Raw genomic sequence first — 13,822 nt, 5'->3', positions numbered from 1 at the left:
TTCCGGCGGGACCGCCGGATGTCGTTCACCAACCCCAGTTACGCACCCGGATCACCCCTTCCTCCCTGAAGATCCGCACGTACTGACCGGAACGCGGATCCGGCCCGCGACATTCGAGTCCGCGGGCCGGATCGGCACGAGATGACCGTCGGACCATTTCGCGCGCACCGCCGGAAAGGGTCGCCCGGCACTCCGCGGAAAACAAACCGGCGGGCACCATTGCGGAGGCAACAATCACCCGGTGCGCCGAGTCCGCACACCCAGCGTGACCGACTCACTCGTCCGAGCAGGCACAACGCGGTCACGAACCCGCATCGATCACTCCGCGCGACCGTGTGCGGTTAGGATCACGCGGACGGATCGGTCGTGGTGCCCGCGGGCCGGGCAGGATCGAGTGCGTACGCAGGCCGCGGGAGGGGAGGACGACATGGCCCCGGCTCCGGTCCCGTGGTTCCGCGTCACCCGCTGGCCGCTCTGGTCGATGCCGACCCGCCTGCTCGGGCCCGTCCTCGCCGTCGAGCTGCTCGCGCTGTGCCTGGTGGTCGCCGGCCTGCTCGCGCCGCCCCGGCTCGACCGGCCCACGCTCGTGCTGCTCGCGACGCTCGCCGTCGCCGGCGTCCTGCACACCGAGGTCGTCGCGGGCGTGGAACGGATCCGGCGCTACACCGCCGAGACCCACCACGTGAACCTGACCTCGGTGTGGACCTTCGCCTCGGCGCTGCTGCTGCCGCCCGCGCTGGGCGCGCTCGTCGTCGCGGTCGTCTACACCCACCTCTACGTGCGGGTGCTGCGCCCGGTCCCGCCGCCGGACCGCCGCCCGGTCTACCGCGAGGTCTACAGCGCGGCGACGGTGATCCTCGCCGTGCACGCCGCGGCCGGGGTGCTGGCCGCGACCCGGCCGGGCGAGCTCTACGGCAGCGTCCCCGGGACGGTGGCCCTGCTGCTGGCGCTGCTCACCTACACCGTGGTGAACACCTGCCTGGTCCTCGGCGTGGTCGCGATGGCGAGTCCCGACACCCGCGTCGTGCGGATCCTGTTCGGGGGCGACGAGCTCACCCTCGAGCTCGCCACGCTGTGTCTCGGGGCGCTGACGGCCGGGGCCCTGACGGCGACGGGGCCGTTCGTCGCGCTCCTGGCGGTGCCGCCGATCCTGGCCCTGCACCGCACGATCCTGGTCCGCCAGCTGCGCGAGCGCGCCGACACCGACGCCAAGACCGGCCTGCTCAACCACGCGGCGTGGCACCTGCGCGGCGGGCACGCCCTGACGATGGCCGAGCGCGAACGGCGGCCCGCGGCCGTGCTGATCCTGGACCTGGACCACTTCAAGGAGATCAACGACACGCACGGCCACCTCGTCGGCGACCAGGTCCTGGCCGCCACCGCCCAGGTGCTGCGGGAGGAGCTGCGGGAGGTCGACCTCGTGGGCCGCTTCGGCGGCGAGGAGTTCGTGGTGCTGCTCCCCCGTCTCTCCGGCCACGACGGGCGCGACGAGGTCCGCCAGATCGCCGAGCGGCTGCGCCGGCGCGTCTCCGGCGAGGGCCGCCCCGTCGCGCCGCCGGACGGCGTGCCGGCCCAGCGGGTGCCGCACTCCGGGAACGGCGTCCCGGCCGGGGCCGGGCGGGCCGCGGGCGTGGGGATCACCGTCTCCATCGGGGGCGCGCTGTTCCCCGACGACGGGCACGACCTCACCGGGCTGCTCGAGGTCGCCGACTCCGCGCTGTACGCGGCCAAGCGCGCCGGTCGCGACGCGGTGCGGATCGGGCGCCACACCTTCCCCGCCGCCTCCGAGCACGCCTGAGCGGCACCCGGGCCGCGCGAGGGGGCGGGCCGCCGCGGGACGGCGCGCACCGCACGGGCAGGCCGTGCCGGGGCCGGCGGCGCGGTCGTCAGCCCGCCGGCGCGGTCCCGTCGCGGCCGGTCCGGACCCGGTTGCGCCCGGCCCGCTTGGCCGCGTACAGCGCGTGGTCGGCGACCTGCAGGAGCTCGTCGAGGGACTCGCCGTCGCCGCCGGCGACCGCGACCCCGACCGACACCGACAGGTCGCAGATGGTGAGGCCGTCGCCCGGGCCGTCGACCTGCACCGTCAGCCCGCGCACGGTCCGCCGGATCCGCTCGGCCGCACTGTGGGCCAGGTCGCGGCCCTCGGGGCCGGCGGGCAGCCCGGCGAGCAGCACCACGAACTCCTCGCCGCCGAAGCGGCCCACCGGGTCCACCTCGCGCACCTGCGAGGTCAGCGAGCGGGCGACGGCGGAGAGCACCTCGTCCCCGGCGAGGTGGCCGTAGCCGTCGTTGACCGACTTGAAGTGGTCCAGGTCCAGGATCAGCACGGCGGCGGCGCCGCGCTGGCGGCGGGCCCGGGCGAGCGCCCGGTGCGCGCGTCCGCGCCAGGCCGCCGCGGTCAGCAGCCCGGTCTTGGCGTCGGTGTTGGCGCGCTCCTCCAGCTGGCGGATCAGCACCGCCCGGTGCAGCACGAGCAGCGGCGGCAGCACCAGCAGCACGAGCAGCACCTGGCGCTGCACGGCCAGCGCGGCCAGCACCGCCAGGCACAGCGTCGCGCCCTCCAGCACGTGGTCGTCCCAGTCCCCCACCAGGCCGCGCCAGGCCGGTGAGCGCCCCGCCGACAGCGCCAGCGCCGCCGCCACCAGGGTCTGGTTGACCACGACGTAGAGCACCATGGCCAGCACGAGCAGGGCGTAGCCGGCGACCGGGCTGCCGGTGCCGACGCCCGCGGCCGTCGTCAGCGACTCGGGCGAGACCACCACCGACGCCGCGAGCGCGGCCAGCACCACGGTCGCGGTGGTGTAGACGTGCCGGTGCAGCGGCGCGCCCGCAGGGCGCCACACCCGCCACCACAGGTGCCCGTACACCGCGGCGACGACCAGCCCCGCGAGCCCGGGCGGCAGCAGCAGCGCCGCGGCGAAGGTCCACACGCTCGACAGGTCGAAGTACGAGGCGTGCGCCACCCGCCGCCGGACCCGCTCGATGCCGGTGGCCAGCTCGGTGTGCACCGCTCCGAGCGCGGCGATGCCGAGCGCGCCGAGCGCCGCCGTCCCGGTCGCCCGGTCGCGGGGCAGCTGCACGAGGTCGCCGACGACCAGCGCCGTCGCCGCCAGCTCGACCACGACGAGCAGCACGAGCACGCGCACCGGGAGATCGCGGACCGGCCACCGTGCGGAGGCACCGTCACTGCTGCGAACGGCCGTCACGACGACCTGTCCGAAAGAAGGGGGCGCCCGGCGGCGTCGGAGTCGGACGACCCCGTTCGTGTCACCCGAACGGGTACACTGACCTTTCGATAGTCACGAACAGTGACTGAGTGGATCGCCGGACCGACGGGGGGTGACGTCGTGCGCAACCGAGGCTGGTGAGACCCCCACGAGACATCCGTTCCGGTCATCCCGGAGCCCCCGTGACCGACACCGACCGTCCCAGCAGCGGGACGGTGGCCAGTGCGAGGACGACCCCGACCGCGCCGACGATCCCGAGCGCCGTCGCGGGGTCGGTCCGCTCGGCCAGCAGACCGCCCGCGAGCACCGCCACCCCCTGGCTCGCGACGAGCCCGGCCACCGCCACCCCGGTGGCGCTGCCACGGACCGCGCTGGGCGTGGCCCGCGCGAATCCGGCCTGTGCCTGCACGAGGCAGGCCGTCGCGCAGGCACCCGACAGCACCCACGCCGCGACCGCCTGCCCGACGCCCGTCGTGAACGGGGTCAGGGCCAGCGCGAGCGCCGCCGCGGTGGCCAGCGGCGCGATGGCACGCTCCCGCAGCCGCTCCGGGAGCAGGTAGGCGGCCAGCAGCGCACCGACCGCGCTGCCCGCGGGATCGGCGGCCATGAGGACACCGGTCGCCGCCGCGCCCGCACCCAGTGCGTCGGCGTGCGCGGCGGCCAGCGCCTCGGGCAGCACGAAGATCCCCACGAGGCAGGCCACCAGCACGAGTGCCCGGCGGCGCCGGTGGCCGAACACCACGGGCAGCCCGGACAGCGTCGAGCGCCACCACGCCCCGTTCCCCCCGGCCGCGGGGTCCACGGCGTGCCGGTCGCGCAGCCCCGCGGCCACGACGACGGCCGAGAGCAGGAACGTCGTGGCGTCCACCAGCAGGGCCCCGCTCGCGCTCAGCGTCGCGACCAGCAGCCCGCCACCGCCGAACCCGGCGACCTGCGCGACCTGCACCGACACCTGGCGCAGCGCGAGCCCGCGGGCCAGCAGGACCCCGGGCAGCAGATCGGGCAGCAGTGCCGAGCGGGCCGCGGAGTGCGGCCCGCCGAGCAGCACGACGACCACGAGCAGCGCGGCGAGCACGGTCAGGTCCAGCCCGGGCGTCGCCATGACCGCGACCAGCGCGGCACGGGCCAGGTCGGTGAGCACCAGCAGCCGGCGCCGCGGGACGCGGTCGGCGAGGTGCCCGAGCAGCAGCCCGCCGAGCAGCGCGGGCAGGAAGGTCAGCGCGTAGATCCCGGCCGACCAGGCGACCGACCCGGTGCGATCGAGGACGAGGACGGTCAGTGCGACCCGGGCGACCTGGTCACCGGCGGTGGAGAGGATCTCGGCCGAGAACAGCGCGCGGAAGTCGGCGACGGCGAGCGGGCCCCGCGGGGCGGGGCCGACGGCGGGAGCCCCGGGGGTACGACGGTCGTCGTCCCCGGCTCCGGCACCGCCCGGTGCTGCCATCGACGTGGGCCTTCCCTTCGACGTCCGACGTCGCGGCCCGGGGGCGTCGCACCCCGCGACCGTGCTGCGACCACGGCCGCCACGGCGTCGGCGACCGGAGGATTTCTCGTCGAGCCTATGTATACGTCGACCGCCGGGCGCGTGGGTCGGCGCCCGTGAAGCCGGACGGCAGGCCGACGGCGGTGAACGGCGGCCGAACCGCGACACCGTGACCCCGAGGTCCGTCCAGCGGTCGACGGCAAGCGCTCGACGTCACGGGTTCCGCCGGGTGCCGACCCCGACGTGACCGGAGGGTGACCCGCCGGTCACAGCAGGTCCGCGACGTGGGAGACCTCGTTGACCGTGCGGACCTTGCGCATCCCGTCGCGCGCGCACACCACCCGTGACACGCCGACGTAGTCGAGCGGGAACGGCAGCCCGGCCCCGATCCCGAGCGTCGAGGCGAGGTAGGCGTTGACCACACCGGCGTGCGCGACGACCACGACCGTCGCCCGCCCGGGGTGGGCCGCGACGATCTCCTCGACCGCCCCGCACACCCGCGCACGGAACGCGGCGCCGTCGACGTGGTCGGGCAGGTGCCCGGCCCGCATCCGCTCCCAGGCCGCCGGGTCCGCCGCCGCCATCTGCGCGACCGGGACGTAGGTGGAGCGCTCGGCGTCGTACTCGCGCAGGTCCTCGCGGGTCACCGGGGCGACCCCGCGGGCCGCCGCCAGCGGCGCCGCGGTCTGCACCGCGCGCAGCATGGTGCTGGTGTAGAGCGCGTCGACGCCGGACCCGGCCAGCGCGTCCACCAGGCGGGCGGCCTGCGCGTGGCCCTCGGGGGCGAGGCCCGGGTCGGCGTGCGAGCCGTCGGCGTGGTCGGCGGCCTCCGGCAGCGCGTGCCGGACGAGGATCAGGTGCACGCGGGCCCGTCCGGGACGTGCTCGCCGTGGCCGGCGGCGCGCAGCGCGGTGCGCAGGGCGTCCGCGTGGCCGTCCTGCTCGGCGCCGTCGACCGAGGCGGCGGCGTTCGCGAAGTCGAACGCCCGCATGTCCCAGGCCGGGAAGACGTGCACGTGCAGGTGGGGCACCTCGAACCCGGCGACGAGCAGGCCGACCCGCGGCGGCGACCAGATCTCGCGCACCGCGAGGCCCACGGTCCGCGCGACGGTCGTGAGGTGGGCGACGAGCCCGGCGTCGGCGTCGACCCACTGGTCGACCTCGGCGCGCGGCACGACCAGGGTGTGGCCCGGGCCGAGCGGGTTGATGGAGAGGAAGCCGACGCAGTGCTCGTCGGCCCAGACGAACCGGCCGGGGATCTCGCCGTCGATGATCTTGGTGAAGACGGTGCTCACGCCCGTGGACCCTAGTGGCCGCGCAGGACGGGCGGGGACCCCGCGACCGCCCTAGGCTCGTCGCATGCCCCGCACCATCGCCACGAACAACCGCGTCGAGCTCGACGAGCTGCTGGACTTCGTCCGTCCCCGCCACCACATGGTGCTCATGACGACCCGGTCCGACGGCGGGGTCCAGGCCTCGCCGGTGACCGGCGGTGTCGACGACGAGGGCCGGATCGTGATCGCGACCTACCCCGAGCGCGCGAAGTCGGCGAACGTCGCCCGGGCGGGCCGGGCCGCCGTGGTCGTGCTGAGCGAGGAGTTCGACGGCGCCTGGGTGCAGGTCGAGGGCGACGCCGAGCTCATCACGCTGCCCGACGCGCTGGAGCCGCTGGTCGACTACTTCCGGGCGATCTCCGGCGAGCACCCCGACTGGGACGAGTACCGGCAGGCCATGGCCGACCAGGGCAAGGCCCTCGTCCGGATCACCCCGACTCGCTGGGGCCCCGTCGCGACCGGCGGGTTCCCCGCCCGCCTCGCCGACGCCTGACCCCTCCTGGGACGATCGAGCGCTCCCCTCCCCCGTGCGGGTGGGGAGCGCTGCGGCGTGGACCCGCTGGTCACGCCACCCTGCGGCAACGGTGCCCGCCCCCCACAGTGTGAGCGCGCGCCCGGCCGACGGCCGGGGCGCGTGACGAGAGGACGCAGACCATGCAGGCCTGGCCCGGGCACGCCTACCCGCTGGGTGCCAGCTACGACGGCACCGGCACCAACTTCGCACTGTTCTCCGAGGTCGCCGAGGCCGTGGAGCTGTGCCTGTTCGACCCCGACCCGGACGCCCCCGGCGGGCTCGCCGAGACGCGGGTGGCGCTGACCGAGGTCGACGGCTTCGTCTGGCACGGCTACCTGCCCGGCATCGAGCCCGGCCGGCGCTACGGCTACCGGGTGCACGGGCCCTACGACCCGTCGCAGGGGCTGCGCTGCAACCCGAACAAGCTGGTCATCGACCCCTACGCCAAGGCCCTCGACGGCCCGGTCGACTGGGACGAGGCGGTGTTCGGCTACAACTTCGGCGACCCGGACTCGCGCAACGACACCGACTCCGCGCCGCACGTGCCGAAGTCGGTCGTGGTGAACCCGTTCTTCGACTGGGGCTCCGACCGTCCGCCGAAGATCCCCTACAACGAGACCGTCGTCTACGAGGCCCACGTGCGGGGGCTGACGATCCAGCACCCCGACGTCGAGGACGAGCTGCGCGGGACCTACTCCGGCGTCGCGCACCCGGCGATGATCGAGCACTACAAGCGGCTGGGGATCACCGCGGTCGAGCTCATGCCGGTGCACGAGTTCGTGCAGGACCACCACCTCACCGAGAAGGGCCTGTCGAACTACTGGGGCTACAACACCATCGGCTTCCTGGCCCCGCACCACGCGTACTCCTCCGGCTCGGTCCGGGCCGGCACCCAGGTCGCGGAGTTCAAGGCGATGGTGCGCGACCTGCACGACGCGGGCATCGAGGTCATCCTCGACGTCGTCTACAACCACACCGCCGAGGGCTCGGACATGGGCCCGACGCTGTCCATGCGCGGCATCGACAACCACGCCTACTACCGCCTGGTCGACGACGACGCCCGCTACTACATGGACTACACGGGCACCGGGAACTCGCTCAACGTCCGCAACCCGCACACCCTGCAGCTGATCATGGACTCGCTGCGGTACTGGGTGACCGAGATGCACGTCGACGGCTTCCGCTTCGACCTCGCCTCGACCCTGGCCCGCGAGTTCTACGACGTCGACCGGCTGTCCACCTTCTTCGACCTCGTCCAGCAGGACCCGGTGATCTCGCAGGTCAAGCTGATCGCCGAGCCGTGGGACGTCGGCCCCGGCGGCTACCAGGTCGGCAACTTCCCGCCGCTGTGGACGGAGTGGAACGGCAAGTACCGCGACACCGTGCGCGACTTCTGGCGCGGCGAGGCCGGCACGCTGGGCGAGTTCGCGTCGCGGATCACCGGCAGCTCCGACCTCTACCAGGCCGACGGCCGCCGCCCGTTCGCCTCGATCAACTTCGTGACCGCGCACGACGGCTTCACCCTGGCCGACCTCGTCTCCTACAACGACAAGCACAACGAGGCCAACGGCGAGGACGGCAACGACGGCGAGAGCCACAACCGCTCCTGGAACTGCGGCGTCGAGGGCCCCACCGACGACGAGGCCGTGCTGGACCTGCGCGCCCGCCAGCAGCGCAACTTCCTGGCCACGCTGCTGCTCTCCCAGGGCACCCCGATGCTGCTGCACGGCGACGAGGCCGGCCGCACCCAGGGGGGCAACAACAACGTCTACTGCCAGGACAACGAGATCGCCTGGCAGGACTGGGAGATCGCCGGCAAGCACGACGCGCTCACGACGTTCGTCTCCGGGGTGACGGCGCTGCGCCACGCGCACCCGGTGTTCCGCCGCCGCCGGTTCTTCGCCGGGCGCCCGATCGGCCGGTCCTCCACCAGCGAGGAGATCGCCGACATCGGCTGGTTCACCCCGGCCGGGCGCGAGATGACCGAGGAGGACTGGGACAACGACCTGGGGCGCTCGGTCGTGGTGTTCCTCAACGGCGCCCAGATCGCCGACGTCGACCAGCGCGGCCAGCGCATCGTCGACGACTCGTTCCTGCTGTGCTTCAACTCCTGGTGGGAGGACATCGACACCACGCTGCCGCCGGCCGAGTTCGGCCAGGCGTGGGAGGTCGTCGTCGACACCCACTCCGGCGAGGTGCACCCGCCGGCCGGCGCCGGGATGACCGGGGCCGACCTGGACCCGGTGTCCGCCGGGTCGGTGCTCACGCTGCCCGCCCGTTCCCTGCTCGTCCTGCGATCGAAGGGCTGAGGTGTGACCCGCCTTCCGGGATCGACCTACCGTCTGCAGCTGTCCGCCGAGCAGACCTTCGCCGACGCCGCGGCGCTGACCGGCTACCTGGCCCGGCTGGGCGTCGGGGCGCTCTACGCCTCGCCCCTGCTGGAGTCCACGGCCGGCTCGAACCACGGCTACGACGTCACCGACCCCACCCGGATCTCCGGTGAGCGGGGCGGCGAGCAGGGGCTGCGGGCGCTGCTCGCGACGCTGCGCGAACACGGCCTCACCCTGCTCATCGACATCGTGCCCAACCACGTCGGCGTCGCGAAGCCTGCCGAGAACCCGTGGTGGTGGGACGTGCTGACGCACGGCCCCGCCGCACGACGGGCCGGGCACTTCGACATCGACTGGGGCGCCGGGCCGCTGCTGCTGCCCGTCCTCGACGCCGACGAGGAGAAGGCGCTCGACGAGCTGTCGGTGACCGACGGGGAGCTGCGCTACTTCGAGCACCGCTTCCCGCTCGCCCCCGGCACCGGTGAGGGCACCGCCCGCGAGGTGCACGAGCGCCAGCACTACCGGCTCGTGTCCTGGCGCCGCGGCGCCGCCGAGCTGACCTACCGGCGCTTCTTCGACGTCAGCGACCTCGCCGCCGTACGGGTCGAGGACCCGGAGGTCTTCGCCGACACCCACCGCACGGTCCTGGAGCTGGTGCGTTCCGACGCCACCGTCGTCGGGCTGCGGGTGGACCATCCCGACGGCCTGTCCGACCCGGGCGGCTACGTCCGGCGGCTGCGCGCCGAGCTGGGCCCGGACAAGTGGCTGCTCGTCGAGAAGATCCTCGGCGTCGACGAGGAGCTCCCGGTGTCCTGGCCGGTCGACGGCACCACCGGCTACGAGGCCCTGCGGGAGGTCTGCGGCGTACTCGTCGACCCCGACGGCGCCGGGCTGCTCACCCAGTTCGCGGCCGAGCACACCGGGCAGAAGCGTTCCGCGCACGCCGTCGAGGACGACGGCCGCCACCTCGTCGCGGACCGCATCCTGGTCGCGGAGGTCCGGCGCATCGCCGACGCCTTCCGCGCCGGGCCGGGTGCGGACGCCGTCGCGACCGGGCTCGACCTGGCCGACGTGGCCGCACAGGACCTGCACGACGCCGTCGCCGAGCTGCTGTGCGGCTTCCCGGTGTACCGCTCCTACCTGACGCCGGCGATCGCCGAGGGCCGTGCGGCCGCCGACACCGCGGTCGCCGTGGCCCGCACCCGCCGCCCCGACCTGGCGGCCGTGCTCACCGCGCTGCACGCCGGGCTCGTCGGCGAGCCCGGCTCGGAGTACGCGACCCGGCTGCAGCAGACCTCGGGCATGGTGACGGCCAAGGGCGTCGAGGACACCGCGTTCTACCGGTACAACCGGCTGGTCGCGCTCAACGAGGTCGGCGGCGACCCGGCCCGGTTCGGGGTCACCCCCGACGAGTTCCACACCGGGCTCGCCCGCCGCGAGGCCGGCCGCTCGCGCACCATGACCACCCTGTCCACCCACGACACCAAGCGCTCCGAGGACGTGCGGGCCCGCCTCGCCGTGCTCGCCGAGCGTCCGGCGGCGTGGGCGGAGAAGGTCCGCGAGTGGTCGGTGCGCCACCCGCTGCCGGACCGGTCGCTGGAGCTGCTGGCCTGGCAGTCCGTGGTCGGGGCGTGGCCGATCCCGGCCGACCGGCTGGCGGGCTACCTGGGCAAGGCCGCCAAGGAGGCCAAGCTCGTCACCTCGCACACCGACGCGGTGCCCGAGGTCGACGAGGCGATCGCGGCCTGGCCGGGCGCGGTCCTCGCCGACACCGAGCTGGTCGCCGACATCGAGGCGTTCGTGTCCGGGATCGCCGGGCCGGGCCGGTCGAACTCGCTCGCCCAGAAGCTGCTGCAGCTGGCCGGGCCGGGCGTCCCGGACGTCTACCAGGGCACCGAGCTCTTCGAGTACTCCCTGGTCGACCCGGACAACCGGCGCCCGGTCGACTGGGCCGCGCGCCGGGAGATCCTGGAACGGCTCGACGCCGGCGAGCTGCCGCCCGTCGACGCGTCGGGGGCCGCGAAGCTGCTGGTCACGGCGGCGACGGCGCGGCTGCGGCGGGACCGGCCGGGGCTGTTCTCCGGCTACGGCCGCGTCGACGCCCAGGGCCCGGCCGCCGCCCACGCGGTGGCGTTCTCCCGGGGCGGGGGCGCGCTCGTCGCCGTCGCGACCCGGCTGCCCGACGGGCTCGCCGCCCGCGGCGGCTGGGGCGACACCCGGCTCCCGCTGCCCGGCGGGTTCGACGACTGGCACGACGTGATCGCGAACCGTCCCGTCGACGGCCCGGCCCCGGGCCTCGCGGGGCTGCTGGACCGCTACCCCGTCGCCCTGCTCGTCCGCCCCGCCTGACCCCGCCCCTCCCCGCCTCATCCCCCGCGCCCCGCCCTGCTCCCAGGGGCACCCTCGTAGCGCTCTAAGCCACGAGAGTGCCCCTGGGAGCACACGGGGGGCGGTGGGGAGGGAGTCAGGACCCGTCGGGGATCACGTGCACGGCGGCCTCCTCGGCCGACGCGCCGGCGCCGTCGATGCCCGCGTCCCCGGCGACCATCTGCGTCCCGCCGCCGTCGCTGCCGTCGAAGCTCGCGTCGTCGATCGTGAGCCGACCGGCACGCCGGTCGCCGACCTCGTCGTCGGCGAGCAGCTCGCCGTCGGACCCGGGGGTGTCGCCGAGCAGGTCACCGGTGGCGTCGTCGAGGTCGGAGAAGTCCTCCCGGGCGTCGGGGTCGCCGACCACGCGCGCGGCGCGGGCGTCGTCGCGGTCCTCGGCGTCGGCGGTCGCCTCGAGCTCGGCGGCCCAGGTGTCGGGCTCCTCGTCGGCGAGGCGCTCGTCGAGGGTCTCGTCGTCGCGGTCGTTCCACGGCCGCTCGGGCGGGGAGTAGCCCTCGTCGAGCACGTCGGTCACGCCGCCGTACTCCAGGGTGTCCTCGGGCTGCAGCTGCGCGTCGGAGTCGAGGTCGTCGCCGTCGTCGGGGTCGCTCATCGGGGAAGGGTAGCGGCGCGTGAGCCGCCCCACCCCGCGCCGGGCGCGCGCGGCACCCGTCCGGTACGGAAGGATCGGCGCCCGTGACGGAGTTCGCCGTGTGGGCCCCCGACAGGAACCGCGTCAGCGTGCTGGTGGGAGACCAGCGGATCCCGCTGGACCCCGCGCCGGGTGGCTGGTGGCGCACCGAGCAGCCCGACCGCGGGCACGGGACCGACTACGCGTTCCTGCTCGACGACGACCCGCAGCCGCTGCCCGACCCGCGCTCGCGCTGGCAGCCGAGCGGCGTGCACGAGCGCTCGCGGGTCTACGACCACGAGTCGTTCTGGTGGACCGACGAGAACTGGACCGGGCGCGCCCTGGCCGGCTCGGTGCTCTACGAGTGCCACATCGGCACCTTCACCGACGGCGGCACGTTCGACACCGCGATCGGCCGGCTCGACCATCTCGTGTCGCTCGGCGTCGACCTGGTCGAGGTGCTGCCGGTCAACGCGGTCGACGGCCCGGTGAACTGGGGCTACGACGGCGTCGGCTGGTACGCCGTCACCGAGAACTACGGCGGCCCGGACGCGTTCAAGCGCTTCGTCGACGCCTGCCACGCCCGCGGCCTGGGTGTCGTGCTCGACGTCGTCTACAACCACCTCGGCCCGTCCGGGGCCTACCTCGACCGGTTCGGCCCGTACTTCGCCGGGTCCAACATCTGGGGCCCGTCGCTGAACCTGGACGGCTCCGGGTCCGACGAGGTCCGCCGCTACATGATCGACAACGCGCTGACCTGGCTGCGCGACTTCCACGTCGACGGGCTGCGCATCGACGCCGTGCACGCGCTGCGCGACACCCGCGCCCAGCACGTGCTGGAGCAGCTGGCCGTCGAGGTCACCGCGCTGGAGGCGCACGTCGGCCGTCCGCTGTCGCTGATCGCCGAGTCCGACCTCAACGACCCGCGGATGATCACCGCGCGCGAGGGCGGCGGGTACGGCCTGGACGCGCAGTGGGCCGACGACGTCCACCACTGCCTGCACGCGGTGCTCACCGGCGAGGGCCAGGGCTACTACGGCGACTTCGCCGAGGCGGGCCTGGACGGGCTCGCGCACGTGCTCACCCGCGGGTTCCTGCACGAGGGGACGTGGTCGTCGTTCCGCGGGCGCAGCCACGGCGCCCCGATCGACACCGGCCGGATCCCCGGCTCGCGGCTGGTCACCTACCTGCAGAACCACGACCAGATCGGCAACCGCGCCACCGGCGACCGGCTCACCCACACGCTGTCGCCCGGGCTGCTCGCCTGCGGTGCGGCGCTGCTGTTCACCTCCGGCTTCACCCCGATGCTGTTCATGGGCGAGGAGTGGGGCGCCCGCACCCCGTGGCAGTTCTTCTCCCGCTTCGGCGACCCCGGCCTGCAGGAGGCCGTGCGCGACGGGCGCCGCGCGGAGTTCGCCGACCACGGCTGGGACGAGGGTGCCGAGGTGCCCGACCCCAACGCGGAGTCGACGTTCACCGGCTCCCGGCTGGACTGGTCCGAGCCCGAGCAGGAGCCGCACGCGACGCTGCTGCGGATGCACCGCGAGCTGATCGCGCTGCGCCGGACGTGGCCGGAGCTGTCGGACCCGTGGCTGGACCGGGTCGGCGTCGACGTCCACGAGCAGGCCCGCACCCTGGTCGTCGCCCGCGGCGCGATGCGGGTGGTGGTCAACCTGGGCACGGAGCCGGTCACCCTGTCGCTGGGCTCGGAGATCACCCGCATCCTGCTGGCCTCCGAGCCCACCCGCAGCGACGGCGCGTCGTTCACCGTCCCGGCGGAGGCGTTCGCCATCTGCCGCGTGGCGGAGTAGGCGGAAGCAGGTCCGGGTCACCCTTTCGAGCTACCCCGTTCACCTGTTCGCCGGGCATCGGCCACGGCCGGGCCACACGAGACTGCGAGGGTCTGCGGGGTCGCGACGGAGCGATCCCGCCTTCGC

At 74.6% G+C, this 13,822-nt stretch carries 10 protein-coding genes; 5 read left to right on the top strand and 5 right to left on the bottom strand.

From position 1 onward, the window contains the following. Window positions 1–427 precede the first annotated feature (427 nt). Window positions 428–1,798 carry a GGDEF domain-containing protein gene (locus tag WJX68_RS02805; protein ID WP_340285973.1) on the top strand — a complete coding sequence of 457 codons (1,371 nt, stop codon included), beginning with the start codon at window positions 428–430 and terminating at the stop codon, window positions 1,796–1,798. Between the two features lie 88 nt (window positions 1,799–1,886). On the opposite strand, the gene WJX68_RS02800 is transcribed toward WJX68_RS02805, so the two are convergent. From WJX68_RS02800 to WJX68_RS02785, 4 genes are all read right to left on the bottom strand, one after another. Then, window positions 1,887–3,146, bottom strand: a complete 1,260-nt coding sequence (locus WJX68_RS02800; RefSeq protein ID WP_340285972.1) for a GGDEF domain-containing protein — start codon at window positions 3,144–3,146, stop codon at window positions 1,887–1,889. A 247-nt stretch (window positions 3,147–3,393) separates the two neighbouring features. Further along, a complete protein-coding gene (locus tag WJX68_RS02795) occupies window positions 3,394–4,671 on the bottom strand; it encodes an MFS transporter (protein ID WP_340285971.1) in 1,278 nt (425 codons plus the stop codon). Between the two features lie 305 nt (window positions 4,672–4,976). Then, complete coding sequence (locus WJX68_RS02790) at window positions 4,977–5,573, bottom strand: histidine phosphatase family protein (RefSeq protein ID WP_340285970.1); 597 nt, start codon at window positions 5,571–5,573, stop codon at window positions 4,977–4,979. Then, the gene (locus WJX68_RS02785) at window positions 5,564–6,004 is read right to left on the bottom strand and encodes an HIT family protein (protein ID WP_340285969.1); all 441 of its coding nucleotides are present in this window, start codon (window positions 6,002–6,004) and stop codon (window positions 5,564–5,566) included. The genes WJX68_RS02790 and WJX68_RS02785 overlap by 10 nt, the downstream gene beginning before the upstream one ends. A 64-nt stretch (window positions 6,005–6,068) precedes the next feature. Here WJX68_RS02785 and WJX68_RS02780 point away from each other — a divergent pair, with 64 nt between their 5' ends. The 3 genes from WJX68_RS02780 to treY all read left to right on the top strand — a co-directional run bounded on the left by WJX68_RS02780 (window position 6,069) and on the right by treY (window position 11,236). Beyond that, window positions 6,069–6,536, top strand: a complete 468-nt coding sequence (locus WJX68_RS02780; RefSeq protein WP_340285968.1) for a PPOX class F420-dependent oxidoreductase — start codon at window positions 6,069–6,071, stop codon at window positions 6,534–6,536. A 161-nt stretch (window positions 6,537–6,697) separates the two neighbouring features. Next, window positions 6,698–8,866: a glycogen debranching protein GlgX gene (glgX, locus tag WJX68_RS02775; RefSeq protein WP_340285967.1), complete on the top strand. Its 2,169-nt coding sequence runs from the start codon at window positions 6,698–6,700 to the stop codon at window positions 8,864–8,866. 3 nt (window positions 8,867–8,869) lie between these two features. Further along, a complete protein-coding gene (gene treY / locus WJX68_RS02770) occupies window positions 8,870–11,236 on the top strand; it encodes a malto-oligosyltrehalose synthase (RefSeq protein ID WP_340285966.1) in 2,367 nt (788 codons plus the stop codon). A 115-nt stretch (window positions 11,237–11,351) separates the two neighbouring features. On the opposite strand, the gene WJX68_RS02765 is transcribed toward treY, so the two are convergent. Beyond that, window positions 11,352–11,867 (bottom strand): DUF5709 domain-containing protein, encoded by a 516-nt coding sequence (locus WJX68_RS02765; protein ID WP_340285965.1) that lies wholly within the window; start codon window positions 11,865–11,867, stop codon window positions 11,352–11,354. An 83-nt stretch (window positions 11,868–11,950) separates the two neighbouring features. Between WJX68_RS02765 and treZ the strand changes: the two genes are divergently transcribed. Then, window positions 11,951–13,696, top strand: a complete 1,746-nt coding sequence (gene treZ / locus WJX68_RS02760; protein WP_340285964.1) for a malto-oligosyltrehalose trehalohydrolase — start codon at window positions 11,951–11,953, stop codon at window positions 13,694–13,696. Window positions 13,697–13,822: the final 126 nt, after the last annotated feature.

It is taken from the genome of Pseudonocardia spirodelae (genome assembly GCF_037727765.1).
Classification (GTDB): domain Bacteria; phylum Actinomycetota; class Actinomycetes; order Mycobacteriales; family Pseudonocardiaceae; genus Pseudonocardia; species Pseudonocardia spirodelae.
Note: the sequence above shows the minus strand (reverse complement) of the source record. Positions and strands in the feature narration are given on the sequence as shown.

What these genes read in the sequence shown, in the direction of transcription:
- WJX68_RS02805 (WP_340285973.1), top strand. Translation starts at nt 428, where the DNA reads ATGGCCCCGGCTCCGGTCCCGTGGTTCCGCGTCACCCGCTGGCCGCTC.
- WJX68_RS02795 (WP_340285971.1), bottom strand. Translation starts at nt 4,671, where the DNA reads ATGGCAGCACCGGGCGGTGCCGGAGCCGGGGACGACGACCGTCGTACC.
- WJX68_RS02780 (WP_340285968.1), top strand. Translation starts at nt 6,069, where the DNA reads ATGCCCCGCACCATCGCCACGAACAACCGCGTCGAGCTCGACGAGCTG.
- glgX (WP_340285967.1), top strand. Translation starts at nt 6,698, where the DNA reads ATGCAGGCCTGGCCCGGGCACGCCTACCCGCTGGGTGCCAGCTACGAC.
- WJX68_RS02765 (WP_340285965.1), bottom strand. Translation starts at nt 11,867, where the DNA reads ATGAGCGACCCCGACGACGGCGACGACCTCGACTCCGACGCGCAGCTG.